This is a genomic window from Herbaspirillum sp. WTB6 (genome assembly GCF_057457785.1).
In genome coordinates this window covers 3,492,538-3,511,560 of record NZ_CP176522.1, presented here as the reverse complement: position 1 = coordinate 3,511,560, position 19,023 = coordinate 3,492,538, and the positions used below count along the sequence as shown (strand labels likewise).

At 63.2% G+C, this 19,023-nt stretch carries 21 protein-coding genes; 6 read left to right on the top strand and 15 right to left on the bottom strand.

Annotated elements, in window-relative coordinates:
* Positions 1-4 precede the first annotated feature (4 nt).
* From ACK2VC_RS16435 to flgB, 7 genes are all read right to left on the bottom strand, one after another.
* Positions 5-673 (bottom strand): flagellar basal body L-ring protein FlgH, encoded by a 669-nt coding sequence (locus ACK2VC_RS16435; protein ID WP_486731452.1) that lies wholly within the window; start codon positions 671-673, stop codon positions 5-7.
* A 61-nt stretch (positions 674-734) separates the two neighbouring features.
* Complete coding sequence (gene flgG / locus ACK2VC_RS16430; RefSeq protein ID WP_486731451.1) at positions 735-1,517, bottom strand: flagellar basal-body rod protein FlgG; 783 nt, start codon at positions 1,515-1,517, stop codon at positions 735-737.
* Positions 1,518-1,591: 74 nt separating this feature from the next.
* On the bottom strand, positions 1,592-2,332 hold the full coding sequence (flgF, locus tag ACK2VC_RS16425; RefSeq protein WP_486731450.1) for a flagellar basal-body rod protein FlgF: 741 nt from the start codon (positions 2,330-2,332) through the stop codon (positions 1,592-1,594).
* Positions 2,333-2,363: 31 nt separating this feature from the next.
* Positions 2,364-3,665: a flagellar hook protein FlgE gene (gene flgE / locus ACK2VC_RS16420; protein ID WP_486731449.1), complete on the bottom strand. Its 1,302-nt coding sequence runs from the start codon at positions 3,663-3,665 to the stop codon at positions 2,364-2,366.
* Positions 3,666-3,704: 39 nt separating this feature from the next.
* On the bottom strand, positions 3,705-4,379 hold the full coding sequence (locus ACK2VC_RS16415) for a flagellar hook assembly protein FlgD (protein WP_486731448.1): 675 nt from the start codon (positions 4,377-4,379) through the stop codon (positions 3,705-3,707).
* Positions 4,380-4,423: 44 nt separating this feature from the next.
* On the bottom strand, positions 4,424-4,825 hold the full coding sequence (flgC, locus tag ACK2VC_RS16410; protein ID WP_486731447.1) for a flagellar basal body rod protein FlgC: 402 nt from the start codon (positions 4,823-4,825) through the stop codon (positions 4,424-4,426).
* 29 nt (positions 4,826-4,854) lie between these two features.
* The gene (flgB, locus tag ACK2VC_RS16405; protein ID WP_486731446.1) at positions 4,855-5,265 is read right to left on the bottom strand and encodes a flagellar basal body rod protein FlgB; all 411 of its coding nucleotides are present in this window, start codon (positions 5,263-5,265) and stop codon (positions 4,855-4,857) included.
* A 188-nt stretch (positions 5,266-5,453) separates the two neighbouring features.
* Here flgB and flgA point away from each other — a divergent pair, with 188 nt between their 5' ends.
* The 3 genes from flgA to ACK2VC_RS16390 all read left to right on the top strand — a co-directional run bounded on the left by flgA (position 5,454) and on the right by ACK2VC_RS16390 (position 7,060).
* Entirely contained in the window at positions 5,454-6,155 is a 702-nt protein-coding gene (gene flgA / locus ACK2VC_RS16400) for a flagellar basal body P-ring formation chaperone FlgA (RefSeq protein ID WP_486731445.1), read from the top strand.
* Between the two features lie 111 nt (positions 6,156-6,266).
* Positions 6,267-6,581: a flagellar biosynthesis anti-sigma factor FlgM gene (gene flgM, locus ACK2VC_RS16395; RefSeq protein ID WP_486731444.1), complete on the top strand. Its 315-nt coding sequence runs from the start codon at positions 6,267-6,269 to the stop codon at positions 6,579-6,581.
* 2 nt (positions 6,582-6,583) lie between these two features.
* On the top strand, positions 6,584-7,060 hold the full coding sequence (locus tag ACK2VC_RS16390) for a flagella synthesis protein FlgN (protein ID WP_486731443.1): 477 nt from the start codon (positions 6,584-6,586) through the stop codon (positions 7,058-7,060).
* A 169-nt stretch (positions 7,061-7,229) separates the two neighbouring features.
* Here the strand turns inward: ACK2VC_RS16390 and motD are convergent, their stop codons facing one another.
* The 8 genes from motD to ACK2VC_RS16350 form a co-directional block, all read right to left on the bottom strand.
* Positions 7,230-8,027 (bottom strand): flagellar motor protein MotD, encoded by a 798-nt coding sequence (motD, locus tag ACK2VC_RS16385; RefSeq protein WP_486731442.1) that lies wholly within the window; start codon positions 8,025-8,027, stop codon positions 7,230-7,232.
* Between the two features lie 192 nt (positions 8,028-8,219).
* Entirely contained in the window at positions 8,220-8,963 is a 744-nt protein-coding gene (locus ACK2VC_RS16380; protein WP_486731441.1) for a flagellar motor protein, read from the bottom strand.
* Positions 8,945-9,682 (bottom strand): RNA polymerase sigma factor FliA, encoded by a 738-nt coding sequence (locus ACK2VC_RS16375; RefSeq protein ID WP_486731440.1) that lies wholly within the window; start codon positions 9,680-9,682, stop codon positions 8,945-8,947. The genes ACK2VC_RS16380 and ACK2VC_RS16375 overlap by 19 nt, the downstream gene beginning before the upstream one ends.
* 2 nt (positions 9,683-9,684) lie before the next feature.
* On the bottom strand, positions 9,685-10,527 hold the full coding sequence (locus ACK2VC_RS16370; RefSeq protein ID WP_486731439.1) for a MinD/ParA family ATP-binding protein: 843 nt from the start codon (positions 10,525-10,527) through the stop codon (positions 9,685-9,687).
* Positions 10,520-11,809 (bottom strand): flagellar biosynthesis GTPase FlhF, encoded by a 1,290-nt coding sequence (gene flhF / locus ACK2VC_RS16365; RefSeq protein WP_486731438.1) that lies wholly within the window; start codon positions 11,807-11,809, stop codon positions 10,520-10,522. The genes ACK2VC_RS16370 and flhF overlap by 8 nt, the downstream gene beginning before the upstream one ends.
* The gene (gene flhA / locus ACK2VC_RS16360) at positions 11,806-13,890 is read right to left on the bottom strand and encodes a flagellar biosynthesis protein FlhA (RefSeq protein ID WP_486731437.1); all 2,085 of its coding nucleotides are present in this window, start codon (positions 13,888-13,890) and stop codon (positions 11,806-11,808) included. Before flhA ends, flhF begins: the two co-directional genes overlap by 4 nt.
* Positions 13,887-15,053, bottom strand: a complete 1,167-nt coding sequence (flhB, locus tag ACK2VC_RS16355; protein ID WP_486731436.1) for a flagellar biosynthesis protein FlhB — start codon at positions 15,051-15,053, stop codon at positions 13,887-13,889. Before flhB ends, flhA begins: the two co-directional genes overlap by 4 nt.
* Before the next feature lie 301 nt (positions 15,054-15,354).
* Positions 15,355-16,311 (bottom strand): COX15/CtaA family protein, encoded by a 957-nt coding sequence (locus ACK2VC_RS16350; protein WP_486731435.1) that lies wholly within the window; start codon positions 16,309-16,311, stop codon positions 15,355-15,357.
* 276 nt (positions 16,312-16,587) lie between these two features.
* Between ACK2VC_RS16350 and ACK2VC_RS16345 the strand changes: the two genes are divergently transcribed.
* Genes ACK2VC_RS16345 through ACK2VC_RS16335 form a run of 3 tightly spaced genes read left to right on the top strand, consistent with a single transcriptional unit; the run spans position 16,588 to position 19,009 of the window.
* Positions 16,588-16,743 (top strand): hypothetical protein, encoded by a 156-nt coding sequence (locus ACK2VC_RS16345; protein ID WP_486731434.1) that lies wholly within the window; start codon positions 16,588-16,590, stop codon positions 16,741-16,743.
* 12 nt (positions 16,744-16,755) lie between these two features.
* Positions 16,756-17,295, top strand: a complete 540-nt coding sequence (locus ACK2VC_RS16340) for a cytochrome C oxidase subunit II (protein WP_486731433.1) — start codon at positions 16,756-16,758, stop codon at positions 17,293-17,295.
* Positions 17,296-17,308: 13 nt separating this feature from the next.
* A complete protein-coding gene (locus ACK2VC_RS16335; protein ID WP_486731432.1) occupies positions 17,309-19,009 on the top strand; it encodes a cbb3-type cytochrome c oxidase subunit I in 1,701 nt (566 codons plus the stop codon).
* The last annotated feature ends 14 nt before the right edge of the window (positions 19,010-19,023 follow it).

Genomic DNA, 19,023 nt, shown 5'->3' with positions numbered 1-19,023 from the left:
TGTTCTACAACGGCATGACGCTCAGGAAGAAGCGCGCCAGCGCCCCCATCACTTCGGTCTTGTCGATATTGGTGTTGGTGCGGTACTCGACCCGCGCATCGGCCACCTGGGTCGACGGCACGACATTGCCGGCGACGACATTGTCGGGACTGACCACACCCGAAAAACGGATGTATTCGGTGCTCTTGTCGAGCGCGATCTGTTTCTCGCCGCTGACCACCAGGTTGCCGTTCGGCAGGACGTCGACCACCGTCACCGTGATGGTGCCGGTGAAGTTGTTGTTGGAATTGACGCCGCCCTTGTCTTCAAACTTGAGCGCACCATTGCTGGCGAACGAAGAATCGCGGGTCGTGCTGGCCGGCACCCCGAACAGCTTGGACACGCCGAAGCCGACGCTGCCGGTCTTGCTGCCGTTGCTGTTGGCGGATTTGCCGGCAGCGGTCTTTTCAACGATCGCAATCGTGATCACGTCGCCCACCAGGCGCGCACGGCGATCTTCAAACAACGGCCGGTAAGCCGCGCTCTGGAAGATCGCGCCATTCGCCGGCGCCATCGCCGCCGCCGGTTGCGGGCGCGCGCTGGTCGGCTGCATCACGATCGAATCCGGCACGCTGGCGCAACCGCCCAGCACCAGCAGCATGGTCAGACAAACTAGGGGCGACAGGTATTTCATATCCACTCCATTGCGCATCCGGGCCGGGTTGCAACCGCGCCCGTTCACGCTTGCTTGAACATTACAGTTGGGACAGCCGTTGCAGCATCTGGTCGGACGTGGTGATGGCCTTGCTGTTGATTTCATAGGCGCGCTGGGTCTGGATCATGTTGACCAGTTCCTCGACCACGTTCACGTTCGAGGTTTCGACGTAACGCTGCGCCAGCGTGCCGCTGCCGTTCTCGCCCGGCGTTTCAAGATTGGGGTTGCCCGAGGCCGCGGTCTCGATGTACAGATTCTCGCCCCGGCTTTCCAGCCCGGCCGGATTGATGAAGGTGGCCAATTGCAGGGTGCCGATCTGCACCGGCTGGGTGGAGCCAGACTGGGTAACCGAAACGGTACCGTCACGACCGATGGTCAGACTCTGCGCGCCGGCTGGAATCTGCATCGCCGGCTGCACCACGTAACCGCTCGACGTGACCAGTTGCCCCTGGCTATCAGTCTGGAACGAACCGTCGCGGGTATAGGCGGTGGTGCCATCCGGCAGCAGCACCTGGAAAAAGCCGGCGCCCTGGATTGCCACGTCCTTGTCGTTGCCGGTCTGCTGCAGGTTGCCCTGAGTGTGGACGCGCTCGGTCGCCACCGGCCGCACGCCGGTGCCAAGCTGCAGGCCGGACGGCAATTGCGTCTGCTGCGACGACTGCGCACCGGGCTGGCGCAGGGTCTGGTACAGCAAGTCCTCGAACACCGCGCGCGAGCGCTTGAAGCCGGTCGTGCTGACGTTGGCCAGGTTGTTTGAAATGACATCCATCTGGGTTTGCTGCGCTTCCAGACCGGTCTTGGAAATCCATAGTGAGCGAATCATTATTCCTCCGAACCTGCGGTGCCGGCGTCCCGGATGGGGCGCCCGCCTGATTATCGATTGTGCCTGCTGTGCACCTAACTCAAAGCGAGGAGCTGAGCGGCTTTATTGGCGTTGGTCTCGGCGTTCTGGATCAATTTCATGTGCAGTTCGAACTGGCGCGCCAGGCTAATCATGTTGACCATCGCTTCCACCACGTTGACGTTGCTGCCTTCCAGCGAGCCTCCAATCAGGCTGACGTCCGCATCCGCCTCGGCTTCGCCGCCGCCCTTCAATCGGAACAGGCCATCGTCGCCGCGCACCAGCGCATCCGCAGGCGGATTGACCAGCTTGATGCGGCCCAGTTCGTTGACGGCATTCTTGTCGCTGGTGGTCGGTACCGCCGATACCGTGCCGTCACGGGCGATGGCCACGTTCACGTTCGGCGGCACGCTGATCGGACCGCCGTCGCCCAACACCGTCAGGTCGTTATGCGTTTGCAGCACGCCGTTTTCGCTCAATTTCAGACTGCCGTGGCGGGTATAGGCTTCGGTGCCGTCTTCCAGTTGCACCGCAAACCAGCCGGCGCCTTGCAGCGCCACATCCAGCTCGCGGCCGGTGTGCTGCAGCGGTCCCGGCGCGAAGTCGCTGCCGACCGTCGAATCGACTACGAAAGCGCGCGTCGGCAAGCCCTCGCCTTGCACCGGCACCGCCCGAAACGCATCGATCTGGGCCCGGAAACCGGTGGTGGTGGCATTCGCCAGGTTGTGCGACACGGTCGCCTGCTGCGCCAGGATGTGCTTGGCGCCGGTCATGGCGGTGTAGATCAGGCGGTCCATGTTTTCTCCCGCTGTGGACAGTCAGTCGCGCTTAGCGCAGGTTGACCAGGGTCTGCATCATCTGGTCCTGGGTCTTGATGGTTTGCGCATTGGCCTGATAGGCGCGCTGCGCGGTGATCATGCTGACCAGCTCGGCGGTCAGGTCGACGTTGGAGTCTTCGGTCGCGTTCGATTGCAGCGTGCCAAGCGTGCCGGTATTCGGCGAGCCGGAGAGCGCCACGCCGGACGCTGCAGTTTCGCCCCACAGGTTGTTGCCCAGCGGCGCCAAGCCGTTCGGATTGGCGAAATTGGTCAGCGTCACCTGCCCCAGCAGCCAGGTCTGGCCATTGGTGTACTTGCCCAGCAAGCTACCGTCCGGGCCGATATTGAAGCCGGACAGACTGCCCGAGGCATAGCCGTTCTGGGTTGCGGCGCTGCGACCGAAATCCGAGCCGTACTGCGTGGTGCCGATGAAATCGACGGTCAGATTGATCGGCGACGTGGCTCCGCCGCCAATCGGAATCGCAAACGCGCGCTTGGCCGTCAGCGGCGGTGTCGCCGGGGCGTCCGGCACGATGACGCCGTCGGTGGTGAATTCGAAGGTGCCGACCGGGTCCCCTGGCGCTGCCGGGAGCGGAGGATCAACCAATACACCGTCGCAAGATGCGAACATGCTCCACTCGCCGTTGCCGACGGCCGGCGCAATCGGTCCGGTCTTGACATAGTAGGTCTGCAGCGAATGGACATTGCCGAGGCTGTCGTAGACCGGCAGCGGCGTTGACCAGGCATAGGTGGAAGGATCGTTCATGTCGAAATTCGCTGGATCCAGGATCGGCGTGCGCGAATCCAGCCGCAGTATCATGGTTCCGGCGGTCGTCGTCTTGGGAGCGATGTCGGCGGTATTGATCTGTAGATCGATTTGCTTGCCGGTATCCAGCGCCGGCAGGCCGGTCGCCGCATTCAACACAGTGCCGTAGCCGGTCAGGCGCGCATAACCCTGGCTGGGGTTGACGATGTAGCCGCTCTTGTCGAGCTCGAACTGGCCGTTGCGGCCGTACATTACGGTGCCGTTGCTGACCATGCGGAAAAAACCGCTGCCCTTGATCGCGATGTCGAGCGGGTTGTTGCTGGAACTGACATTACCCTGCGTGAATTGCTGCGACACGTTGGCGACGTTGACGCCGATCCCGACCACCGAGGCGCCGGAGCCATTCATCGAATTCGCATACATGTCGGCAAACTGCGCCTGCCCCTGCTTGAAGCCGACCGTGCCCGAGTTGGCGACGTTGTTGCCGACCACATCCAGGTTCTTGGCTGCGGCATTCAGACCACTCAGACCTTGTTGAAAACTCATTATTGGCTCCTGTTTCAGTTCTCGTGTGTTGTGCCGGGATTAGATGATTTGCCGGATATCCGCCAGGCTGACGCTGTTGCCGCCGGTCAGATTGAGCGTGGCGCCCTGCCCTCCGGTCGAGACGCTGCCAACCTGGCCGAACGAGAGCGCGCTTGCCGGGCTGGCCACGCCGCCGCGCACGGCCGCCACCTCGAAGGCATAGCTGCCGTCCGCCGCCTGCGTGCCATCCTGGGCCTTGCCGTCCCACGCCAGCGGCTGCGCACCGGCCTGCTGCGCGCCGAGGCTGATTTGCTGCACGATCTGGCCGTCGGCATTGCGGATCGTGATTTGAACGTCGTCCGCAGGTTCGGCCAATTCGATGCCGAATATCGCCTTGTCGTCCTGCAGCGTCATGCTTGATCCGGGCACCAGCACACCGTGCCCGATCAGGTTGGCCGCCTGCAGCACCTGGCTGCTCTGTTGGCCGCTCACCATCGCCGCCAGCGTGGTATTCAGCTTTTCGATGCCGGTCACGGTCGACAACTGCGCCATTTGACTGGTCACCTGCGCATTGTCGAGCGGGTTCAAGGGATCCTGATTCTTCATTTGCGCCACCAGCAATTTCAGGAATCTATCCTCGGTGGCCGCGGTGCCGCTGGCTTTGCCGCTATCCGAGGCGGGATTCATCGTCGCCAGCAGGCTCGGGGATACCGTATTGTTTTGCACTGTGCTCATGAGAATCCTTCTGCGCGATGGTCGCCAGCCTGTTGTGAATGATCTTATTGACCGATGGTCAGGGTTTTCAGCAGCATGGTCTTGGCCGCGTTCATGGTTTCCACGTTGGTCTGGTACGAGCGCGAGGCGGAAATCATGTTGACCATTTCTTCCACCGTGTTTACGTTCGGCATCGCGACGTTGCCGTTGGCATCGGCCAGCGGATGTTTCGGGTCATACACCAAGCGCCCCGGCGAAGCATCTTCGACCACCTGCTGCACCTTGACGCCAGCCGCCGCGCCTTGCAGCGGCACCGCTTCGAACACCACCTGCTTGGCCTTGTAGACTTGGCCGGTCGAACTGGTGGTGCTGTCGGCATTCGCCAGATTGCTGGCGACCGCATTCAGCCGTTGCGCCTGTGCGCTCATGGCGGAACCGGCGACATTGAAAATGTTGAAGAGTGACATTGGATTACTCCCGTAAGTCGCGCGCCGGATCAGCCCTGGATCGCCGCCAGCAGGTTTCTGATCTGCATGCTGACCACCGTCAGGCTCGCCTCGTAGCGCAGCGCATTGTCGGCAAACTGGTTGCGCTCGACGTCCATGTCGACCGTGTTGCCATCGACGTTGCCCTGCGCGGTAGTGCGATACAGCAGCGGTGTACCGCCCACACTGGCGATTGCGCCGGAACCATTCAAATGCGCAGTTGCGGTTTTGACCAAACCGCCATGCGCCTGTTTTTGATGGTTCAACGCCCCCTGCAGCGCCTGATTGAAATCGATGTCGCGCGCCTTGTAATTCGGCGTGTCGGCGTTGGCGATGTTCGACGCCAGCATTTGCTGGCGCTGCGCGCGCAAGCTCAGCGCCAGTTCATTGAAGCGCAGTGCATCGTCCAGCTTTCCGATCATGTCCGGCTCCCGAAATGACCGGCCCAAGAAAGTGCGTCTTGCGCCGATAAGGGTTTTTGTATAGCTCGTATCATACGAAAGCTGAACCGGTTCGATTGCCCGATCAAGCACCCAAACCCATCCCTGTTTCACGCTTTAAGCGCTGCCGGAATCCGTACCATTGACCGTGCCCAAAAACCCCAGTCGATATGAAAAATCCTCTGCTCATCCTGGTCGTGCTGATCTCGCTGCTGTCGCCGGTGGTTATCGCGCACGCCGCCGACGCTCGCCAGGACCTGGCCACGTTGCAGAAAACCGCGCAGCAATTCCTGCGCGCGCAGGCAGCAGGGCTGCCCGGCACCGTCGAGGTTGAAGTGGACGCCGTCGATTCGCGCCTGAACCTGGCCGCCTGCCCGGCCCCCACGGCTTTCCTGGCGAACGGCAGCCGCGCCTGGGGCAAGACCACGGTCGGGGTGCGCTGCACTGCACCGGCCTCGTGGACGGTGTATGTGGCAGCACGCGTGCGCATCCTTGCCGAATACGTGGCCGCCGCCGCGCCGCTGGCGCAAGGGCAGGTAATTGGCGCCGACGATATCGCGACGCTGAAAGGTGATCTGACCACGTTGCCGCCCGGCATCGTGACCGACCCTTCGCAAGCCATCGGCCGCAGCGTGGCACGTTCCCTGCCCCTCGGCGCGCCGTTGCGTGAGGATTCGCTGCGCAACCAGCAGGCGATCCGGAGCGGCCAGGCCGTGCAATTGGTCACCATCGGGCCGGGGTTTCGCATCTCCGGCGAAGGCCGCGCGGTCAACAATGCCAATGAAGGCCAGATCGCCCAGGCGCGTACCGCGGCCGGGCAACTGGTGAGCGGCGTGGCCCGCGCCGGCGGCGTGCTGGAAGTTCGTTTTTGATCGATCGGCCAGTTTTGCGAGTACGCGGCCAAATGTTAAAGTTTGTGGCGATATCGTCGATAATCAGGTGCGCCCTGAGGCGATTTGCCCTAACCAGACAAGGATGATGTCGTGAAAATCGATAATTCGATCAAGAAAACCACCGGCCTGCCGGTTGCCTCGACCGAGACACGTGGCGGCAGCGGCGCCGGGAAAACGGGCGCGGCCGCTGCGGCCGGCGCCGCGCCGGCCTCCGACAACGTGCATATTTCCGCGCAACTGAAGGCGCTGTCCGGCCAGGTGGCCAGCGGCGCCGTATTCGATAGCGGCAAGGTCGAGGAAATCAAGGCGGCGATTGCCGGCGGCCAGTTCCAGGTTGACCCCGAAAAAGTCGCCACCGGCTTGCTGGAATCGGTACGCGATCTGATTCATTCACGCAAAAACTGACAATGACCACGACGCTCCCCGATCCTGCCGGCAATCTGGCCGAAGAACAACAGGTAGTGCAAAACCTGCTGGCATTGCTGCAACGGGAGCAAGAGTTGTTGATGGCGACTGGAATCGACGGCCTGCCGGAAACAACCACAGAAAAAAATCTCTTGATCAACCGCATGGTGGCGCTCGGCCGGGCGCGCTACACGGCGCTGGCTGCCGCGGACCACGACGCCGACGAAAACGGCATGCGGGCCTGGCTGGAACAAGGTCGGCACCACGCCGCGCAACGGCTCTGGACCGACTTGCGCACCCATGCCGAAGCGGCCAGGGAACTGAATCGCACCAACGGCATATTGATTGGCAAGCATCTGGCACGCAACCAGGGCGCACTGAATGTATTGCAAACTGCCGCCGGCGCCGGCGGCAGTTTCTACGGCCCGGATGGTCAATCCACCGTGCGCGGCTCAAGCCATCGGTTGATCGCCGGCTGATCGCCACATAAAGCCGGAAATTGCGGCTTTTTCGGCAATTCCGCGCTTCTCAAGCATCCATCAGCAAACCAACGATAACGCGGACCGTGGTTCGCGACCTGACATCGTCTTGTGCGTCGCCGCTTTATCCTGCTGAAACCACATGGCGCCGCCCATGCCTGCCCGGCGTTCACTTGCCGGCTGCGACGCCAGTTGCTGAGACCGGCACCTCGGTCACGGTTTCCGGCAGCGACGACAGGATCACGACTTCAACCCGGCGGTTGCGTTGCCGCCCGTCCGGCGTGTCGTTGGGCCCGAGCGGCCGGGTGTCGCCATAACCGACTGCGGTCAGGCGTTGCTTGTCCACGCCTTGCTCGATGAACAGCCGCACCACGCTGCCGGCGCGCACCGCCGATAATTCCCAATTCGAGGGAAACATCGCGGTGGCGATCGGGATGGTGTCGGTATGACCTTCAACCTGGATCGCATGTTCGCTCCCCTTCAGCACCGCGGCCACCGCGATCAGCGCCTGGCTCGACTCGGCCGTCAGCTTCGCTTCACCGGGAGCAAACAGGACACTGGCGTTGATTTCGATGTTGACGCCGCGGCTGCTTTGGGTGACGCGCACCTTGCCCTGTTTCACCAGCGGCGCCAGCGCATCGAGCAGGCTGCGCGCCATCGCGGTCATGTGCTCTTTCTCGCGCCGCAGCGCTTCGCTGTTGCGTGGCTTGGAGGACCCCAACTGCATCGGCCGCAGCGGTAGCTGCGGCGTGACTTGTACCGGATTCGGCGGAACCAGCGGCGACATGCGCGCCTGGCCAAAGGCATTGCCAAGCGCATTCGACAGTACCCGGTACTTGCCTTCGTTGACCGACGACACCGCGTACATGACGACAAAAAAAGCAAACAGCAGTGTCATGAAGTCGGCGTACGAAACCAGCCAGCGCTCGTGGTTATCCGCTTCGTCCTCATGTTTTTTTCGCGCCATGCCGACAGTCCTGCTCAAGCAAAGAGGTTGGGAGCGCGCCTTTGCAACGCGCCGGAGAAACCACTCCGAAAAATACGGCTTGGAGCGGCTCTCGCTCGATCCATATACTCAACTTACCGATAGCCAATTTCGCATTAAAAATGGCGGTTATATTAATATACTCCGCCAATTCCCGAGTTTACCGAGTAGTTCTCACTGTTCGAAATAGGCACGCATCCGTTCTTCGATCACGCGCGGATTGTCGCCTTGCGCAATTCCGGCAAAGGCGTCGAGCAGCATGTCCAGCCGTTGCACCTGCTGCGCCACCACCGCCTTCAACTTGTTGGCAATCGGCAGGAACACCAGGTTGGCCAAACCGACACCGTAAATGGTGGCGACGAAGGCGACCGCGATACCGGCGCCCAGCTTGGACGGATCGGACAGGTTTTCCATCACGTGAATCAACCCCAGCACGGCGCCGATGATGCCGATGGTCGGTGCATAACCGCCGGCCGCTTCCCAGATCTTCAATGCCTGGCGCCGGCCGCTTTCGTAGGTGGAGATTTCGACTTCCAGGATTTCCCGTATCCGGCCCGGTTCAATGCCGTCCACCAACAGGCGCAGACCCTTGGCGATGAACGGGTCTTCGCTACGCTCGAGGAAACGCTCCAGGCTGAGCAAGCCCTCGCGCCGGGCGGTGAAGCTCCAGACGCCGGCGTCGCGAATCAGCGCTTCGTGTTCCAGCGGCGGCGGCAGGAACGCCCACACCACCATGCGCACGCCGCGCACAAAAGGCACCAGGCCGCTTTGCAGCAGCACCGCTCCCAGCGTGCCGATAACGACGATGACGAAAGCGGCCGGCTGCACCAGCGAGGCCAGATGGCCGCCTTCCAGCAACTGCCCGCCGAGGATGCCGACCAGCGCAAGAACCAGCCCGGCTACGCTACCCCAGTCCACGCCTGCTCTCTCAAGGTGGCGCGCATGCGCGCGATCGCCTGGCCGTGCAACTGGCACACGCGCGACTCGGACACGCCCATCACGGCGCCGATTTCCTTCAGGTTCATTTCCTGTTCGTAGTACAGCCCCATCAGGATTTTTTCGCGCTCGGGAAGAGCTGTGATAGCGTCGATCACGGCCTCGCGGAAACCGCTGTTGAGCAGGGCCTGCAGCGGATCGTCGTTGGTGTCGGGACAGTAGCGGTCGAGAAAATGCTCATGGCCGCCTTCGGACGTATCATGAAAATCCTCGTAATACACCAGTTGATGGCCGCCGCCGTCGGCCAGCATCTCCTGGTAGGCTTCCAGCGACAGCTTCAATTGCTTGGCGACTTCGGTTTCCTTTGGCGGCCGCCCGAGGCGCTGCTGCAGCGTCGCCATCGCGACCTCGATCTTGCGCATATTCTGGCGCATGCTGCGCGGCAGCCAGTCGCTATTGCGCAACTCGTCCAGCATGGCGCCGCGGATACGCTGCACCGCGTAGGTTTCGAACTGCGCGCCGTGCGTCTCCTCGTAACGGTTGACGGCATCCAGCAAGCCGATCATACCGGCCTGCACCAAGTCGTCCGCTTCGACGCTGGGCGGCAGCCGGGCTTTCATCTGATAGGCGAGTTTCTTGACCAGCGGTGCGTGCTGCGTGAGCAGATTCTCCCTGTCCGACTTTCCGTTGGCGTTATACATATTCAAATTCCGCGATTGACCCCACTGGCCAGCATGCCATGGTTTCCTAACGGTAACTCACCCGGCGCCAATCGTCCAGCCATGCGGCGGAACGCAACCGAGGCACCGGCCAGCGGAAAGGCGTCCACCACCGCCCGCCCGAGGCGCGCGGCGCGCCCGATGTGGTCGTCAGCCGGAACCGAGCCGAGCGCATGCAGCGGCAGCGCCAGATAGCGGTTGGCCGCCTGTGCCATGTTGCGAAACACCAGTTGCGCCTGTTCTTCGCTGGCACCCGATACCAGCACGCCAAACGAGCGCCGACCGAAAGCAGCATTCAGGCGCTTGATCAGCGCGTAGCCGGCGGTGATCGAGGCGGCATCGGTTGCTACCTGGACCACCACTTCGCCGGCTGCCAACGCCGCCAGCGGCAGGCTGCCGTCGTCGCCGAGCGCGGCGTCCGCCAGCAGGATATCGGTTTGCTGTGTCAGCCGGCCGCATAACCGTTCCAGTTCGCCTGCGTGCGCCGCCAGTGGCGCCGGCCGGTTGCTGCCCGAAACCAGCGCCGCCAGCCCAAAGCCCTGCGGCAGCATACGCACCGCCTGTTCCAGCGTACGTTCGCCGCGCGCTACCTGCATCAGGCTTGCGCGCGGCAAGTCGCCCAGGCGGCCGGCGACGCCATTCGCCCGCAAACTGGCGTCCAGCAGCAGGACATCGCGGCCGGCGCGCGCCAGCGAGGCGCCCAGATTGATCAGCGTGGCGCTCTTCTCCGCCTCCGGCAGCACTGACAGCAGCGTGACAATGCGCGGCTTCGGCCCCGCCAGCATGCGCCGCAAGCCTTCCGCCTGGTCGTGATGAAAATTAGACAAGGCTGACCTCGCGCAGACTCTTGTCGTTCATCGCGTGCGCGGTGTTGGCCACCACCAGCGGCAATTCGGAATCCTGCAACGTGAACGGCGCGGTTTCGCGTTTCAGTTTGAAGGCGCGGTCGACCAGGTACTGGCGATTGGCCACGTGCAGATCTTCCGGCACGCGCTGGCCATTGGCGACGTAATACAGGCAGAGCTTGTGGCGGATCAGCGCATCCAGCGTGCTGCCGATGGTGGCCGCCTCATCCAGCTTGGTCATGATGCAGCCTGCCAGGCCGTCGCCCTTGTAGGCGCGGATCACTTCATTCAGGGTTTCGCCAGTCGAGGTGGCATTCAGGCACAACAGCCGCTTGACCTCGGCGCCGGCCCCGGTACTTGCGCCGGCCAGCATCGCCACCTGTTGCGCCACCATCTGGTCGCGCTGGCTGACGCCGACCGTGTCGATCAGCACCATGTGCTTGCCCTTCAATTCCTGCAGCGCGATCTTCAGGTCGGCTTCGTCCTTCACCGAGTGCACCATGACGCCCAGAATCTTGCCGTAGATGCGCAACTGCTCGTAGCCGCCGATGCGGTAGCCATCGGTGGTGATCAGCGCCAGCTTGCCGGCGCCGTGCCGCATCACGCAACGCGCCGCCAGCTTGGCGGTGGTGGTGGTCTTGCCAACGCCGGTCGGACCGACCAGCGCATACACGCCGCCCTGCTCCAGAATCTGGTCTTCGTTGTCCATCGTACCCAGATTGCGCGCCAGGATGGTCTTGATCCAGTTCATGCCGGCTTCGCGGCTGTCGCCGTCCTGCAGCTTTTCGGTCAGGTAGCGCGCCAGGCTGGCGGAAAACCCGGCCGCCAGCATCTCGCGCATGATCACCGCCTTCATCGGCTCGCGCTTTTGCAGCGCGCCCCAGGCCAGCCCGGCCAGTTGCGCCTCCAGCATGCCGCGCATCGAGCGGATTTCGCTCATCACTTCGTTCAGCTCGTTGCTGCTGACCGCGGCAGCCGCGGGCGCCTGCTCCGGAGCGCGGCTGAGCATCGCTGCCAGATTCGCCGCCTGCGTGTTTTCGTTGCGGCGCGGCAGCGCTTCGCTTGCGACTGGCGCCTCGATCGCGCTTTCCTGGTCGCGCGCGGGAGCCGCCAGCGAAGCGATGTCGTCGTGCGCCAGCGCCAGGATTTCGACGCCTCCCTCCACTGAGCGGTTGGACAGGATCACAGCGTCCGGTCCGATGGCGTCGCGCACCTGGCGCAATGCCTCGCGCGAGGTATGGGCTAGGAATTTCTTGACGTTCATGCTTGGCCTCCAATCAGGCTGGTCACTCTAATGGTTTTCGAATCCGGCAGTTCGGCCTGCGACAGCACCTTCAATTGCGGCAGCGCGCGGCGCAGGAAGCGCGCCAGCAGGGCGCGCAGCGGCGCCGGCACCAGCAGTACCGGCGGCAGGCCCATTTGTTCCTGCTGGCGCGTGGCGTGTTCGGCCTGCTGTGCCAGGGTGTCGGCCAGGCCGGGCTCGATGCCGGCGCCCTCCGGACCGCTGGCATGCAGCGCCTGCATCAAGAGGCGCTCGAGCCGGTTGTCCAGCGTCATCACCGACAATTCGCCGGTGGAGGGGAAGATCTGCTGCACGATTGCCGGCCCCAGCGCGACGCGTACCATCGCCGTCAGTTCGTTCGGGTCCTGCGTGCGCAGCGCCTGTTCCGCCAGGGTTTCGACGATGGTGCGCATGTCGCGGATGTGGATGCCTTCGGACAGCAGGTTCTGCAGCACCTTTTGCAGCGTCGCTAACGGAATCAGCTTCGGCACCAGGTCTTCCACCAGCTTCGGCGCATCCTTGCCGACGTGATCCAGCAACTGCTGCACCTCCTGCCGCCCCAGCAATTCCGCCGCATGGGTCGTGATTAGGTGATTCAGGTGGGTGGCGACCACGGTGCCGGCGTCGACCACGGTGTAGCCCATGGTCTGCGCCTGTTCGCGCAGGCCGCCGTCGACCCAGGTGGCGGGCAGGCCGAAGGCCGGATCGCTGGTGGTCGGGCCGGGCAAGGCGCCGGTCACCATGCCGGGATTGATGGCGAGGAACTGGCCGGCGTGCGCTTCGCCGCTGCCGACTTCGACCCCTTTCAAGGTAATGCGGTAGGCCGACGGCTTCAGTTCCAGGTTGTCGCGAATATGCACCGGCGGCGACAGGAAGCCAACTTCCTGCGCGAATTTCTTGCGAATGCCCTTGATCCGACGCAGCAGTTCGCCGCCCTGCCCCTTGTCCACCAGCGGAATCAGCCGGTAGCCGACTTCCAGGCCCAGGGTATCGACCGGGACGATGTCTTGCCAGGTCGCTTCCTCGATTTCCGGCGCGACCACCGCCGCCACCGCCTCGGGTTCTGCCTGCGCCGCCTGGGCAGCGCGCTGCGACAGGACATAGGCGCCGCCGCCCAGGACACCGGCCAGCAGCAGGAAGGCGACGTGCGGCATGCCCGGAATCAGGCCCATGCCGCCGATGATGGCGGCGGTGATGTAGAGCACCTGCGGTTTGGCCAGCAACTGCCCGACCAATTGGCCGCCGATATCCTGTTCGCTGGCCACGCGCGACACCACCACGCCGGCCGCGGTGGAAATGATCAGCGACGGAATCTGCGCCACCAGGCCGTCGCCGATCGCCAGTAGCGTGTAATTTTTCAGCGCCGCATCGAATGCGAGGTCATGCTGCACCATGCCGACCACCAGGCCGCCGATGATGTTGATGACGGTGATGATGATGCCGGCGATGGCGTCGCCGCGCACGTATTTGCTGGCGCCGTCCATGGCGCCGTAGAACTCGGCTTCCTGCCCGACTTCCTGGCGGCGGCGACGCGCTTCCTGCTCACCGATCAGGCCGGCGTTCAGGTCGGCATCAATCGCCATCTGCTTGCCCGGCATCGCATCCAGCGCGAAACGTGCGCCGACCTCGGCAATGCGGCCGGCACCCTTGGTGACCACCATGAAGTTGATGATGGTCAGGATCACGAACACCACCAGTCCGACCGCGTAGTTGCCGCCGATCAGGAAATGGCCGAAGGCCTCGATCACCTTGCCGGCGGCATCCGGGCCGCTGTGCCCTTCGGTCAGCACGATGCGGGTGGAAGCGACGTTGAGCGACAGGCGCAACATGGTCGAAACCAGCAGCACGGTCGGGAATACCATGAAATCAAGCGGCTTGACCGTGTACAACGCGGTCAGCAGAACGATGATCGACAGCGCGATATTGAAGCTGAAGAACACGTCCAGCGCAAATGCCGGCAACGGCAGAACCATCATCGCCAGCATCATGACGATGATGATCGGCGCCGCCATTGCGCGCGAGCCTTCTCCAGTCAGCCAGGCCGGCAGTTTCAGGCCGTTCATGCGGAGGCACCCGGTTCAGCGGCGGCGGCTGCGTTGTTCGGATCCAGCTCCGGCGGCACATCCAGTTCCTGCGGCAGCTCGGGGCGAATCCCGCCCTGTTTTTTATAGCTGCGCAACTGGAATACATAGGCCAGCACTTCGGCCACCGCTGTATACAACGCTTCCGGGATTTCATCGCCGAGTTCGGTGTGGCGGTGCAGTGCCCGCGCCAGGGCCGGCGCTTCCAGCATCGGCACGTTGTTGGCGGCGGCGATCTCGCGGATCCTGGCCGCCACTTCGTCGGCGCCCTTGGCCACCACCTTCGGTGCGCGCATCGCGCCGTCGGCGTATTTCAGCGCCACCGCATAGTGGGTCGGGTTGGTGACCACGACGTCGGCAGTCGGCACTTCCGCCATCATGCGCCGGCGCGCCATCTCGCGCTGCATCGAGCGGATCTTGGCCTTGATCTGCGGGTCGCCGTCGGATTCCTTGGATTCCTGCCGCACTTCCTGGCGCGTCATCTTCAGCTTGTTGGCATAACGCCACATCTGGAACGGTGCGTCGATCAGCGCGATCAGCACCAGTGCGCCGACGATCGAGATGAAGCCGGTCAGCATCAGGCGCGCCAGGTGCAGCGTGCCGTCCCTGGCGGTTTCCACGCCCAGCCCGAGCATGGCGTCGAGCTGGTGGCTGATCACCAGCCAGGACACGCTGCCGACCAGGATCGTCTTGGCGATTGCCTTGCCCAGTTCCACCGCGGCATTGACCGACACCATGTTGCCCAAACCCTTGAGCGGGTTGAGCTTGTCGAATTTCGGCTGCAGCGCCTTGGCCGAAAACAGCCAGCCGCCGATCAGCAGCGGCGAGGCGAGCGCCACGATCACAAGCAAAATCGCGATCGGCGCAAAGGCCAGCATGACACCAGTGACGCTGGCGCCGATCTGCTCGAACAGCACATTGGGATCGAAGGCTTGCGCGCGGTCGAAGCCAAGCCCTGCTTCCAGGCTCCGGTTCAGACGCTGTACCACCCCGCCGCCGAAAAACCACAGCCCGCTGCCGGCCGCCAGCAGGATGGTGCAGGTCGCCAGCTCGCGCGAACGCGGAACGTCGCCCTCTTCGCGCGCCTGCTCGATGCGCCGGGGCGATGCGGGTTCTGTCTTTTCGAGATCGCTGTCTTCAGCCACCGCCGACTCCTGTCATGGCGCCATCGGCGTTCCACACGACGCCATAGGCCCATCAGGCTTGATTATTGGTGAAGCGGCTGGCACGCGATCAGCCGAACAGGGATGGAAATGGGCTTCTTTTCAGGATTCTCCGACCCGGGGTGCGCAGTGCGTCGATCAATGAGGACCCCCTTCGGCTTAAGTGCCAGGGAAATCGATTTCCACTTGGCGCTTACCTTCTTCAGGTCGCGGAGACCGAATTATCGCCGTCGGCGATCGGGACGAAGCCCACGGCGCATTCGAACCGACGCAGCAACCGCTGTTACAAGGCAGGCAGCAGCATCGAGTTACGCTGCGGCACGGAGATACCCAACAGCACTGCCAGCAGCAGCGCAGCAGTCAAATTGTGCGCCAAGGCCAGCGCCAGCGGCAGATCCAGCGCAACCAGCCCCAGCCCCAGCGCCACCTGTAGCGCCGGCAAACCCGCCAGCAGCATGGCGGCAGTCCGTTGCCCTTGACGCCAGACGCGCCAGGCCAGCACCACCAGCGCGGCAGCCAGCAGCAGCCCGCCCGCACGGTGCAGCACATGTACCAGTGCGCCTTCCGCGTGAGTGGGCAGTACTCCGGCAGGGGGCTCCACCCAAGGGACGAACAGCTGCCAGGAGCCGGCACCGAGGTTGCAGGCGTCAAAGGCGGGGCAGCTCATGCCCGCATGGCCGGTACCCACGAGGCCGCCCAGCGCTACCTGCACCAGCATGAGCAGGGCAGCCAGCCAAATCCAGGCCGCCGGCAGCGGGCGGTCCACGGATGGTGCCGGGCCGCGCGCCGCCACCAAGGCCAGGCGCACGCTGAGAGCAAACAGGGCAACCCCCCCCAGCAGGTTGCCCAGCGTCACGGCGGGCAGCCGCGATTGTGCCGTCCAGCGCCCGAGCACGGCCAGAAACAGCACCAGCCCCAGCAGCCCCAATGCCATGCGGCCCTCGGGCCACAGTGCAGGGCGCCGGCCCAAGGCAGTCATCACCATCGCCAACACCAGCAGCAAGGCCGCCGAGGCAATTACCCGGTGGGCCAGGCGTGCCGCTGCCGTGGCGCTGTCGGCCGCGGGAACTGCGACATTCGCGGGTAGCGTCCGCAGCGCCTGGCCGTAGCACTGCGGCCATGGCTCACACCCCAGCCCGGCATTGGACAGGCGGAGGTAGGCGCTCAGGCTCATAACCAAGAGCACCATGACGGCGCATACCCAGGCCATGCGCCGCAGCAGCATCGATCTGCGGGACACGGAGGGGGCCTCCAATTCCATTTCAACCGGAGTCATGGGGATATTCGAAGAAAGGACATGGTTTAAAAGTGACAAATGGCTGCATGAACTGCCACCGGCAAGGTAAATCGCCCCGAATCGCGGAAGTATGCATGAAATCGTACTTGGGAATCCGGTTTTGTCGGGTTATCCACAAAGACCGGATGCCTTTTTCCAAGTATTGATTTAGATCAATGTTCAAGCCGGTAGCAACGGACAACAATGCCAGTTGCCAAAAAGCTTACTTGGGAGAAAACCATGAACCACCATGACGATGAGAACGACAAAGTTCCGCTCATACAGCAGCTGCTGGACAGCCCTTTCCTGCTGCTGTTTCTGGGCGTGATGGTCCCCATGATCGTGTACAACCTGTGGGGCGTCATCGACATCCTGACCATTCCAGCGGCCAAATAAAGGAGCCAACCCATGAGCGCAATTCTCCCTCCCTCAGAGCGGTTGTGGTGGAAACACCCGCTGGACCGCCTCGAAGCCGTATGGATCGGCATCTCCTTCGTCTGGTGCATGGTCATGTTTTTCATGATGGTGTTCTGGCACGTCTACGGCAAGCAGAACCTGGCGACCGAAACTTACAAGACCACCCCGGACAAATTTGCCGCCCAGGCGCAGGCCGTCGTCGACAAGTGGACGGTGCGCACCGAGACCGATCAGAAGATTCCGGTCGTGGCTCCGCCCGAGGGCGCCGACGTCTACATGATCGGCCGGCTCTGGAACTGGTGGCCCATCCTTGAGCTGCAAAAAGGCAAGACCTACAAGCTGCACCTGACCTCGATGGACTACAACCACGGCTTCTCCCTGCAGCCGACCAACATCAACATCCAGGTGGTGCCCGGCTACGAGCACGTGATCAAGGTCACGCCCAACGAGTCGGGCACCTTTTCCGTCGTGTGTAATGAGTATTGCGGCATCGGCCACCACGAGATGGTGGGTCGCATCTATGTAAAGTAACGCGAGGAACGCCATGACCGTCAATACCACTTACCGTACCTGCCCGCGTTCCGGCCTGCAGTTCGAAGCCCAGGCAGAGAAACTCATGATCGTCAACGCCGTCACCGCCGTGGTGGCACTGCTCGTCGGGGGCCTGCTGGCCATCGGCGTGGTGCTGACCCGCTGGCCGGCGGTGCACTGGCTGCCGGCCGACACCTTCTACATGGTGCTCACGGCCCACGGCATCGACATGCTGATCTTCTGGGTCATATTCTTCGAGATCGCCGTCCTGTATTTCGCCTCATCGACGCTGCTGCGCTGCCGCCTGGCCACGCCCAAGATCGCCTGGGCCGCGTATGCGTTGATGCTGATCGGCGCTGTGATGAACAACGTCGCCGTGTTCCGCGGCGATTCGAGCGTGATGATGACCTCCTATGTGCCGATGATGGCGCACTGGTCTTTCTACCTCGGCCTGATCCTGTTCGCCGTCGGCGCGCTGATCGCCTGCTTCATTTTCTTCGGCACGCTGGTCGTGGCCAAGCGCGAGAAGACCTATGAGGGTTCGGTGCCGCTGGTGACCTTTGGCGCCCTCACCGCTGCCATCATCGCGGTGTTCACCCTCCTTTCCGGCGCCATCATCCTGGTCCCGACCCTGTTCCTGTCGGTCGGCGCCCTGAATCAAGTCGATCCGCTGATCTACCGGACCATCTGGTGGGCACTGGGCCACTCGTCGCAGCAGATCAACGTAGCGACCCACATCTCGATCTGGTACGCCGTGGCCGCCATTGCCTTCGGCGCCAAGCCGATGTCCGAGCGCGTCAGCCGCGGCGCCTTCCTGCTGTACATCCTGTTCCTGCAACTCGCCAGTGCCCATCACCTGCTGGCCGATCCCGGCGTCAGTACAGAATGGAAAGTGGTGAACACCAGCTACTTCATGTACTTCGCCGTGCTGGCCTCGATGATCCATGCCCTGTCGATCCCCGGCGCGATGGAAGTGGCGCAGCGCGCCCGTGGCTACAACAAGGGCCTGTTCGAGTGGCTGCGCAAGGCGCCCTGGAGCAATCCGACGTTCTCCGGCGTGTTCATCGCGCTGGTAGGTTTCGGCTTCCTGGGCGGGATTTCCGGCGTGATGATGGGTACCGAACAGCTCAACCTGCTGATCCACAACACCATCTACGTGCCTGGCCACTTCCACGCGACCGTCGTGGTCGGCACCACGCTAACCTTCATGGCCCTCACGTATTACCTGATCCCGGTGCTGTTCCGGCGCGAAATGATCGCGCCCGGCCTGGCCAGGATCCAGCCCTACCTGTTCGGCTTCTCGATGTACTTCTTCTGCCTCGTGATGATGGGAGCCGGTACGCTGGGCGTGTCCCGCCGCCACTGGGACATGGCCTTCAGCGGCCATGCCCTGGCCTATGAGTGGCCTGGCGCCGCCTATCTGATGATGGGCCTGGTCGGCATCGGCGGTGTCGCAGCGATCGCTGGCGGTGTGATCTACGTCTACGTCACCGTCGGCTCCGTGTTCTTCGGCAAGAAGCTCGACGCCGGCGTGACCAGTCCGAACTTCACACCGGTGCCTCGCGCCGCGCCCACGGCCGCCGCGCAAACTTATGGCTCCGCCGGTTTCGTGGCGCCCGGCACTTTCGTGCTGGCCATGTTCTTCCTGGTGTCCTTCGTGCTGTACTACTTCGTCAACTGGAAGTACCTCGGCCAGTTGTGGGGCCTGAGCTAAGCTGGACCCGGCGC